General features: G+C 65.6%; 8 protein-coding genes. 5 read left to right on the plus strand and 3 right to left on the minus strand.

Translation table 11 applies throughout. The annotated features are described in order from the left end of the window. Nucleotides 1-630: 630 nt before the first annotated feature. Together FRC96_RS02320 and FRC96_RS02325 are read left to right on the plus strand one after the other, a co-directional pair. Complete coding sequence (locus tag FRC96_RS02320; protein WP_146972425.1) at nt 631-1,110, plus strand: hypothetical protein; 480 nt, start codon at nt 631-633, stop codon at nt 1,108-1,110. Next, nucleotides 1,107-3,389 (plus strand): hypothetical protein, encoded by a 2,283-nt coding sequence (locus FRC96_RS02325; RefSeq protein ID WP_146972426.1) that lies wholly within the window; start codon nt 1,107-1,109, stop codon nt 3,387-3,389. Before FRC96_RS02320 ends, FRC96_RS02325 begins: the two co-directional genes overlap by 4 nt. Nucleotides 3,390-3,634: 245 nt before the next feature. Here the strand turns inward: FRC96_RS02325 and FRC96_RS21680 are convergent, their stop codons facing one another. Beyond that, nucleotides 3,635-4,516, minus strand: a complete 882-nt coding sequence (locus FRC96_RS21680; RefSeq protein ID WP_230469788.1) for a hypothetical protein — start codon at nt 4,514-4,516, stop codon at nt 3,635-3,637. 350 nt (nt 4,517-4,866) lie between these two features. Between FRC96_RS21680 and FRC96_RS02335 the strand changes: the two genes are divergently transcribed. The 3 genes from FRC96_RS02335 (at nt 4,867) to FRC96_RS02345 (ending at nt 8,503) form a co-directional block, all read left to right on the plus strand. Continuing rightward, nucleotides 4,867-5,862, plus strand: a complete 996-nt coding sequence (locus tag FRC96_RS02335) for a hypothetical protein (protein ID WP_146972428.1) — start codon at nt 4,867-4,869, stop codon at nt 5,860-5,862. A 101-nt stretch (nt 5,863-5,963) separates the two neighbouring features. After that, a complete protein-coding gene (locus FRC96_RS02340) occupies nt 5,964-7,802 on the plus strand; it encodes a VWA domain-containing protein (RefSeq protein ID WP_146972429.1) in 1,839 nt (612 codons plus the stop codon). Between the two features lie 296 nt (nt 7,803-8,098). Further along, nucleotides 8,099-8,503, plus strand: coding sequence for a hypothetical protein (locus tag FRC96_RS02345; protein ID WP_146972430.1), 405 nt, complete (start codon nt 8,099-8,101; stop codon nt 8,501-8,503). Nucleotides 8,504-8,684: 181 nt separating this feature from the next. Here FRC96_RS02345 and FRC96_RS02350 read toward each other — a convergent pair whose 3' ends face one another. Then, the gene (locus tag FRC96_RS02350) at nt 8,685-9,026 is read right to left on the minus strand and encodes a cupin domain-containing protein (protein WP_146972431.1); all 342 of its coding nucleotides are present in this window, start codon (nt 9,024-9,026) and stop codon (nt 8,685-8,687) included. 323 nt (nt 9,027-9,349) lie between these two features. Then, nucleotides 9,350-9,804 (minus strand): hypothetical protein (locus tag FRC96_RS21685; RefSeq protein ID WP_230469789.1); only part of this gene is annotated, 455 nt, incomplete at its 5' end.

Consider the following 9,804-nt stretch of genomic DNA (forward strand, 5'->3'; position numbering starts at 1 on the left):
CGAAGCGACACCGCTGGCGTCGTCCTGGGGGGCTGCTTCGGCACTCGCCGCGAGCTCGTCCCCATGGAGATCTACCTCAAAGATCTGCTGCGCCAGCCCGCAAAAGTCCTGGTCCGCGTGGACTGATTGTCTGCCCAACTCACAAGCAGCCCTCCAGGGCGGCGTCCAGCAAGGAGCAAGGACGACACGCTGTAGCAGCGCTACTGCGAGGACGAAGCGACACCGCTGGCGTCGTCCTGGGGGGCTGCTGCGGCGTCCAGCAAGGAGCAAGGACGACACGCTGTAGCAGCGCTACTGCGAGGACGATGCGACACCGCTGGCGTCGTCCTGGGGGGCTGCACGTCCGTCCGAGACACGGACATCAATCAGATTTTATGCGGGTCATCGCCCGATCACCGCAGCGCTCGCATTCCCGAAACGCCCGACCTCCCGTCGGGCGTTTTTTGGTTTCTGAGCCATGCTTCCCGGATGCTCACGCAACCCCATGAGTCATCCCCCCGGCACCCCGTCGACCTTTGCCAAACGCCTCAACTTCAACTAACGTTACATGTGCTTGCACACCCCGAACCCCATGCCGGCTTCTGCTAACGAACACCCCGCACAGGCAGGTTCCCTCCGGAGTACCGATTCATGGCAGTTTTCCCTGCTCGGCCAGGCTGGCTCCACTCGCCAGTTCGTCTTCCTTTTCTGACGCTCGTGCTCCTCTCCAGCCTGCTCGTGCACTGCATCGACGACGAGGCCCGCGACTTTGATGACTACCTCCTCGAGATGGAGTCGCGCGGTCTCTACGACCCCCTCGAAGATCCCTACGCCGAAGACAGCGACTTCCCTCCGGCCATTGAAGCGAGCCTCTGCTCGCTCCCTGGTAACGGCGCGGCGCGCACGGTGAGTTTTGAAAACGCCACGACCGTCGACCTCGACATCTTCTGGGTCGACACCCAGTGCACGCTGCGCCCTTATGGCATGGTTGCTCCCGGCCAGCGCCACGACCAGCCTACCTACGAGGGTCACGCCTGGCGCTTCCACATCGCCGGTAGCACGCGGCCGGTCTTTGAAGTTCTCCTCGACGCTTCCACGCCCAACCCTGTCGTGATCGAGGGCCAGCAATGAAGATCTCTTCTCTTCGCGCTGTCAGCGCGTTGCTCCTCGCCACGCTCGTCCTCAACGCCTGCGCCTCCAGCGACGCCTACCGCGCCGCCGAAGACGCCATGGACGCCGGACGCTACGACGAAGCACTCCAAAAGTACGACCGAGCTCTCGAGACGACCTACTACCCCGCCGAGTTTGAGCGCGCCGCACAGCGCCGCTGCGACGCCCTCGACGAACTCGTCACCCCGGCGGTCGCCGACGCCCGCGCCCTCCCCACCTGGGAGGCGCGCCGCGACACGCTGGTGGCTTTGCGCGAGCGTTTCTCCAACTGCGAATCCCCCGAAGGCCGCCAGCAAGTCGACACCGCCCTCAACGACGAGGCCCTGGCCTACTGGGACGCCGAGCTCGCCCCCTTGATCGAGGCCGGCCAGCGCGACGACGCCCTGATTCTGGCGCGCCCGGTCGCCGAGCTTCTCCCGGGCATCTATACCTTCTGGCAGCGCTACATCCAGCTGCGCTCCGAGCTGCACCAGGAAGCCCTCCAGGCCGTCGAAACCAGCTCCACCGAGCTCAGCCGTGCCTTCTACCAGAACCTCGCCACGCTCTATGCCCCTGATGCCGGCGAGTTGGCGGAGGAGCAGGCGCTGCGCACTCGCTTTGGAACGAACTTTTTTACGATGCCCATCGCCGCGATCGACATCGCGCTGGATGCCAACCTGGCCGACCCGGCTGCGTTCTGCACCGCCCTGCGCGACGAGCTGCAAGCCAGCCTCACCGAACCCGCCGCGAGTTCCCCGCTCTCCGTGGCCATCGACATCGCGCAATGCGAGACCTCCACCTCCCGCGTCGACGAGACCATTGTCAGCCGGGAGCCCTACTACGAGATGCGCACCGTCAACGAGCGGGTCTGCCGCTCCTACACCGTCCCGGTCACCGTGCAGCAGCCCTCGCGCCGCGTCTGCAGCGGAGCGCAGCGTTGCTACCAGACCGGCCGCAACCAGCAGACCTGCTTTCGGGACTGCAGCTACGTCGGCGGCGGCTCCACGACCCGCAACGAGACTCGCCAGCGCTGCCAGATGGAAGACGTCACGCGCCGCGTCGAGCTCTGGCGCGAGGTTCGCACCCCGGGCTACCGCTCCCTGCGCACGATGGCGCTCAAGGGCCAGGCCACCATCACCGACGAACGTGGCCAGACCACGACTGCGCCGGTGGCCTTCACGACCACGCTGCCCTCCGCGCTGGTGCCCACAGGTGCCGTCGTCGACGCCCCCACCATCGAGGTAACTCGGGCCGAACTCACCACCCGCATCCTCACCGAGCTCCCCTCGCAGCTGCGCACCCACTACGCCTCCGACGTCTTAATCCCCAGGCAGCAGGCCAACTTCGCCAACCTCTCTCAAAATGAAAAGCTCGACCTGGCCATCGCGCTTTCCCTCCACAACGCCACCGACACGCTCAGCACCGCTGGCCGCGCCTGGCTCAGCGATCTCACCGGCGCCAACGACGTGACCCTGGCCTCCCTGGTCGGCGGCAGCGAGGACTTCCACCCCACCCCCTACGCCCCCACCATCACCGCGCCGCTCTTCGACTACACGCGCATCCCGCTCGACCACCCGGCCTCCATCGCCATTCACGGCGTGGCCCCCTTCCAGGCGCTCTTTACCGGCCGAGTCGTCAACCACGACGGCTTCCCCACCCAGGCCCCTCGCCAGGGCACGCTGGTGCATTTTGGCTACCGCGCGAACCTGGCCAACGGCTTTCTGGACCGTTACCTGGGCTGGGTCTACCAGGATCAGCTCGACCTGCTCTTTTCCATCGGTGCCCGCACCTCCGAGAGCCAGACCGTGCTCGACGAAGTCGGCGAAAACCGCCGCGAAGAACGCGGCCTGGCCTACGGCTACCGCTTCTCCTACACCGGCATGTACGGCTACCGCGGCCCCTCCCTGGGCACCTTTGTCGGCCTGAAACTCCAGCGCTCCGGCGACCGCACCGGCCACATCTTCACCGCCGGCGCCGCCATGCCCGCGGTGCTTCAGCTGGAGCTTCGCCACAACCCCACCTACCCCGTGATCCTGCAGGCCTGGGGAGGGGATCTTAACCTCACCCGCTTCAACCGCACCTTCGGCGCCTCGCTGGCGATCCCGGCCGGCGTCAACCGCTGGTTCTACGCCAGCGCCGAGCGCCGCCGCCTGCGCACCCAGTTCTACGCCTTAACCCTCAATGAACGCGTCGACGCCGGCATCCGCCCCTCCTGGGAGTTTCATCTGGGCATGAGTTTTGGCATCGCCCTGGGCCAGTAATTTTGACGACTCATGTCCGTCCGAGACACGAACATCACCCCTAATTTATGCGGCCGATCCGCATTTTTGCCCCAACCCTCCCAACTTCAAGCAGCCCTCCAGGGCGGCGTCCAGCAAGGAGCGAGGACGACGCTGTAGCAGCGCTACTGCGAGGACGCTGCGACGACGCTGGCGTCGGTCTGGGGGGCTGCACCCCACCGTCCGAGACACGGACATCACCCTTAATCTATGCGGCCGATCCGCTTTTAGCGAAAGAGCCGACCGCCTCTGCGCCGAGCCTCGATCTCCGCCTCCCAGTCGGCCCGACGCTTTGCTTCTTCGAGCGAAGCTTCGGCGCGGTCGGCTTGCAGCGCCGCGTCAAACTCCTCATCAAAGCTATCCCAACGCTCCAGCGGGATGTCTTCGCCATCCTCGCCAACCCGCACCAGCGTGCCATCCTCAAGCCGGCGCATGCGTCCAGCGGCGATCTCCTCGCTGACGTCGATCTCTTTTGCGTTGGCCAGCGCGCTCAACAAACTCCCGGTCTCCTCGCCAATCATCGGCGAGAGCTCCTGCACATAGCTTGCGTCATCGGCCTCAAAGACCACGTCTTCAAGGCCGCCATGAGGCTCATCAAAGATCCAGATCTTCACCGCGCTCAGGTGATGGTTAAAGTGCGCCAGGGGCAGCGACACGCTCAAGAGCCCTACCGGCAGCCCCACCAGCGCCACCGCAGCGATCGTCAGCGGCCAGCGCAGCGTATGCGCCCTCAAGAGCCGCGAGACACCTCCCACCACCAGCGCCGACGCCCCCGCCACCGTGATCACCGGAAGCATCCGAATCGGGTCGAGGAAAAGCTCAAACTGCACCCAGGCCACCAGCGTCGGGACAAGCCACGCCGCCGCGGCCACCGCAAACCACCGCCTACCCGGTACCTCCATCGCATCGAGCACCCCTGCGTCTCCTCGCCGGCGCAGCACCACGGCATGAAGCACCGCCGCCAGCACGATCATCAGTGCCCCGAACCCGCCGATCTGCAACGCACCAATGACAGAATCCCCGTCGAGCAGGTCTCGAAGCAGTCGGTTGGAGCCCACCCAGACCACGACCGCCCCGAAGATATAGAGCAACAGATAGATCACACCCATTCACGAACCCTCATCACGTCCACCTCACATCGCTCACCATCACGATGTACCGTACTTAAGCCCGCCTGGCACAGCCATCACAATCCGTCCGAGACACGGACATCACCCTTGATTTACGCGCTCATCTCCCTCTCTCCCAACGTTCAAGCAGCCCTCCAGGACGGCGTCCGGCAAGGAGTGAGGTTGAAACCGTAGCAGCGCTACTGCGAGTCCGAAACGACGCCGCCGACGTCGTCCCGGGGGGCTTTCCCCCTCCTCCGGGTGAGTTGCGGAAGCTCCGCTCCGAGCGCTAGTCTGGCCTCACGGCCGACCGGGCCAATCGCCGCCTCCATCTTCCGGGGATCTTCCGCATGACGCGTCTTATTTTTGTCACCACCTTCGCGCTTCTCGTCGCGCTGGCCAGCAGCTGCCAGAGCACCTCAGTGCAGCGAAGCAACGCGCAGGGGCCGCCCACGCAGCTACGCGCCGGGCAGGTGCTCGAAGACGCCCGCGCCCCCCAGGGTGAGGCCGGCCACTACCAGGCTCCCACACTCGCCGAGCGACTGGCTCTCGAGGAGGTCATCCCGCAACTTCTCACCGCGCTCCACGACGATTCTCCCAACCTCGCTACCCTCGACGATCGTCTGCTTGAGGCCGGGCTGCGCCTGCAACTCTACCCGCATGGCGATCACACCTTTTACGCCCTCTTTGAAGCCGGCCCCACCTGGCGTGGCAGCGGCGTCTACCTCTTTCGCGCCGGCGACGACGTGCAGGAGGTTGTGATCCAGTCGCCGCACTCCTACCACGACCGCGGCACCGACCTTATTGGTCTGGCGCTCTTTGAGGCGCTCAACGTGCGGGCGTTTTATATGAACAGCCTGCACCGCTACCACGCCACCGCCGACTTCCGGGAGACCGACGGCTCGCCATCGGATATCTGCCACAACAGCGCGAGCGTCTTTCACCACATGAGCACCGCCGCGCTCACGCACGCCCCCGAACTTCGCATCGTGCAGCTGCACGGTTTTCGGGCTCGCGATCAGGGCCAGCGCGCCTTTGACATCATCGTCAGCGACGGCAGCGACGAGCCTCACGCCTGGACCCACGCGGTGGTCGACACCCTGGCAAGCCAACTCAACCCTGCGGCCGGCGTCGCCCTCTTTCCCCGCGACACCACCGCGCTGGGCGCCACCGGCAACGTGCTCGGGCGCTTTGCCAACCTGCACGCCCCCGGCCGCTTTGTGCATCTGGAGTTCAGCGACGAGCTCCGCGACGCTCTGCAAGACGACATCACCCCCCTGACCACCACGCTGGGCGCCCTGCTGAAATCGCCATCTGCCGCCGGGTCGCCCGAGCAGGCCGAGTGAAGGGTTGAGGCAACGGTTGAACTTTGCGTTACAGTGTGTAACACTGGGGTCGAGAGCATTCTCTGACTTACAACCTGCTGTATACCGCTGTGAGCTGCCCCATGCCGTACTCGCACACGACCCGTCCGCGCGCGCTGCGCCCGCTCCTTCTGCTGGCGGCCGTCGCGCTCAGCCTGCCTGCCTGCAACTTCTTCGAAGATCCCAACATCGTCGAGACCGAACCCGGCGTGTTGTTGCAGCGCGTGCGCGGCGGCAACAACGGCAACGGCAACGGCAACGGCCAGGGCAACGGAAACGGCCAGAACCAGGGCGGCGAGTCGTCGGAAGATGGCGAGACCTACGTCGGACTGGACTTTGTGACGACGGGGCCGGATGGCCAGCCGCTGGGCTGCTCCGAGAGTGCCCCCGAGGTCGCCATCGAGCTCTCCTTTGAGGGGCCCGACGCGGGCTTTGAGGCCGTCGACACCTCGACCATCGCCGCCTGCGGCCAGACCGGCGCGGCCGACGTGGTGCTGGTGGTCGACAACTCCGGCTCCCAGGAGTCGGTGCTCCAGCGCACCGAGGACTCCGCCCGGAGCTTTGCGGCCCAGGTGCTTGCCGCCGGCGGTCGGGTGGGCATCGTTCGCGTCTCCACCCACGCACGCGTGCTCACCGAGCTGACCGACGATCAGGCCATCATCGACGCGGCCATCGACCAGCTCTTTGTCGAAAATGGCTGGACCTCGCTCTACGACGGCATCCGCATGGGCAATGAGGTGTTGGGGCGCGCCCTGGGCACCGCCGCAGCCGAAGCGCACGAGGATCTCGACGACTTCTGCCAGGCCCGCCGCCCCTTCGCCGTGGTGGCCTTCACCGACGGTCGTGACAACAACTCCGCCGATCAGGAGCTCGCCGCACCCGGAAGCGACGGCATCGACACCACCCTCGACGAGCTCTTCGACCTGAACATCGATGGCATCAAGACCCCGGTCTACACCGTGGGCCTGGGCCTGGAGCCCGACCACGAGAAACTCTCACAACTTGCGCAGGCCACCGGCGGCACCCACCTGGAGAGCTTCGGCGAAGACGCCCTGAACATCTCTCTGGGCGCGATCGCAGACTACCCTTACGCCACCCACCGGGTTTGCGCGCAGACCTCCCGCAAAGGGTGCGGCGTGGCCTGGGCGCGCGTCTTCTACGGAGGTAACGGCGCCAGCGACAGCTTCTATGAGGACGGCGAAGTTCGCGAAGTTCATATCCCCTGCCCGCACTCGGCGCCGGCCGGCCGCTCGGTGGGCATCCTGCTCAAGCTCTCGCACCCCGCGATCGAGCGCGCCACCGCCGCGCGCATCGCCCGCAACGCCGTCTCCTGGGCCACCCCCGTCTTCGCCCCGCGCGTGCTCGTGGTGCGCGACCGCGCCCATAACGAGCACTACGCCGACGATCCCCTCTTCATCACCGAGCTTCTCGAAGAAGGCGGCTTCGACGTGACCTTCATCAACGAGCCCAACGGCGGCCTGAACAACGGCGTCCTCAAGGATTACGACGTGGTCTGGTTCTCCAACCCCGACCAGCCTTTGAGCCGCAAAAACACGCTGCTCTCCCTGCTGAAGTTCGCCGGCGACGGCGGCGGCGTGATCCTCTCCGGCGACGACATGACCTACTCACGCTTCCAGTCTTTCCCGATGACCAACCTCCTGCACCTGGAGCACGAGTCCAAAGGCGCCTACACCTGCGAGCAGTACACCGACCGCGATGAGGGCGGCCAGTGGCAGGTCTCCCTCGACGGCACCGACCACCCGGTTCTGGCTGGCATCTCGCAGACGAGCTTCGCCTACGGTTACTCCCTCGACCACGCCACGGCCCTGAACCGCGGCGAAGAGGTCCTTGCTTCGGCAACCTTCTCCAGCGGGTCCTGTGAGAAGACCGTGCCGGTGATCGTCGCCTTCTCGGCGAACTGAGCGACGCGAACGCAACACGCCCCAACGCTAATCCTGGACGCCCCCGACCTTCTCTTCGGGGGCGTTTTCATGGCGACTCCCACGCGTTGATGTCCGTCCGAGACACGGACATCGCCCAGCATTCATGCGGTCTTTCGGCTCATCCACTCCCCCAGCCCGCTCGCCAGAACGACCTCCTCTACGGACAATTCCGAAGCCGTTGACACGCGACGCCTCGGCTGTCTATGAGAGAGGCATCGCAACCCAGCGCCATATGTGGATGTATCCCAGATTCCTTTTTTTCGGATGAGTTGAACATGAACATCAAAGTAAAAAGCCTGTTTTTTGTACTGCTGGTCGGGCTCTTCTCCTGCGGAGCAGACGACGAGCCGAACACATCGAATGACCAGGACAACGAACCCACCCCCTACCACTGCGGCGGCGTCGACGGCTGGGATGAGGGCGAGTGCGCCGAGGGCGAAGTCTGCATTTTGCACAACGCCTCCAACGGCGAATTCTACAGCTGTGCTCCGGCTCCGTCTTCATGTGGCGACACCCCTTCCTGCGACTGCGCGACGGTCGCGGAGTTCAGCGCAGAAGACGACTTCGACCCCTGCAACGATCCCGACGCCCCCATGCAAGTTACTTCCTGCGATAGCAGCAACGGCCGCGTGACCGTGTCGTGTCGTTACTATGAGGTGCTCGTCGACCCGCCCGAATAAGCATTCGCGCATCACGCCAGGCTATGCCCCGACGACCACCGGTCCCTTCATGACCGGTGGTCGTCGTGTTTTTGGCCTTAAAACCGCACCCTCATGTCCGTCCGAGACACGGACATCGTCCTTTATCTATGCGACCTTTCGGCCCCTCCCCCTTCCGCATCGCCCCCGCATCACCCACCGCTCAGGAAAGCGACATCGACCCATGCACCGCCAGCCACACACAGGGCGGGTCGCTGCTCGTCGCCACCACGCGATGGCGCTGATGCGCCGCGATGAACACCGCGCTCCCCGCCACCAGACGCGTCTGCGTACCATCCTCCCACTCCAGCGTCGCCTCGCCACGCGTGAGCAACACCCACTCATCGAGCTCCTGGTCGTACCACTGCCCCTCTGGCGTGGTGTGCCCGTGCGAGATGATGCGCTCAATGCGCAGCCCCTCCCCCGACGCCAGCGTCTCAAAAAACTCCTCCTCTTGAGGCAGCGCCTCGGGGATATCGAAAAAAGGACTGGGCTCGCGCGTCATACTCTGCCTCCATTCAAAGGGGTTCAGGGTCCGGGCTACTCGCCGGCATGATGGTGCGTTCCGACGACGCGTTCAACGCTCCTTTTCCACCCCCCTTTTCGCGTTGCTGACCGTCCGAGACACGGACATCGTCGAGTATTTATGCGCCCCTTCGCCCTCTCGACCTCCCTGCCGTTGAGACTCGCTGCGCCACACCGAAGCGCCCTCACACCCCTCGTTCCCAACACCACTTCTCCCCGTCGCTGTCCGTCCGAGACACGGACATGCCCCAACGTTTATGCGCCTCATCGGACCATGACCCCCCACCCGTCAACCCGAGGCCCTCACTCCTCCAGCTGAAAGAAACGCAGCCACGCCCCCGAGCCCGCCTCCAGGCGCAGGCGCACGCGGTGGGTGCCCGGTCGCCAGTCGCTTCCCAGGGGCACGGCCACCCGCACCGGCCCGTAGAGCGCTCGGCCATCTGCTCCCACAAGCGTGGCGCTTCGCTCCGACGCCACGAGTTCAAAGCGTTGCTCTGGCGAGGTGATCTGGCGCAGGCTCTGCCCGGCGCGCCCTCCCGGGTCGCCGCCGTCGACCACGCTTCGCAGCGTGGCCTTCGGGCGCTCCAGATACGCCACCACGTTGAGGTAGCGCTGCCCCTCCACGCTGGAGGTCGCCTCCACCACAAGATCGCGACCACGCGCCACGCGATGCACCCGCCGCTGCCGCCAGACAGGCTGCGCCGCCGCGGAGGTGGGCTCGCAGTCGGTCCACCAGCGCCCGCCCGGCACGCCGGCGT

The sequence above is a fragment of the Lujinxingia vulgaris genome (genome assembly GCF_007997005.1).
In the GTDB taxonomy this organism is placed as follows: Bacteria; Myxococcota_A; Bradymonadia; order Bradymonadales; family Bradymonadaceae; genus Lujinxingia.

Bases quoted from the DNA above. Each gene is read 5' to 3' on its own strand.
- FRC96_RS21680 (WP_230469788.1), bottom strand. From the start codon at position 4,516: ATGGGTGTGATCTATCTGTTGCTCTATATCTTCGGGGCGGTCGTGGTC.
- FRC96_RS02340 (WP_146972429.1), top strand. From the start codon at position 5,964: ATGCCGTACTCGCACACGACCCGTCCGCGCGCGCTGCGCCCGCTCCTT.
- FRC96_RS02345 (WP_146972430.1), top strand. From the start codon at position 8,099: ATGAACATCAAAGTAAAAAGCCTGTTTTTTGTACTGCTGGTCGGGCTC.
- FRC96_RS02325 (WP_146972426.1), top strand. From the start codon at position 1,107: ATGAAGATCTCTTCTCTTCGCGCTGTCAGCGCGTTGCTCCTCGCCACG.
- FRC96_RS02350 (WP_146972431.1), bottom strand. From the start codon at position 9,026: ATGACGCGCGAGCCCAGTCCTTTTTTCGATATCCCCGAGGCGCTGCCT.
- FRC96_RS02335 (WP_146972428.1), top strand. From the start codon at position 4,867: ATGACGCGTCTTATTTTTGTCACCACCTTCGCGCTTCTCGTCGCGCTG.
- FRC96_RS02320 (WP_146972425.1), top strand. From the start codon at position 631: ATGGCAGTTTTCCCTGCTCGGCCAGGCTGGCTCCACTCGCCAGTTCGT.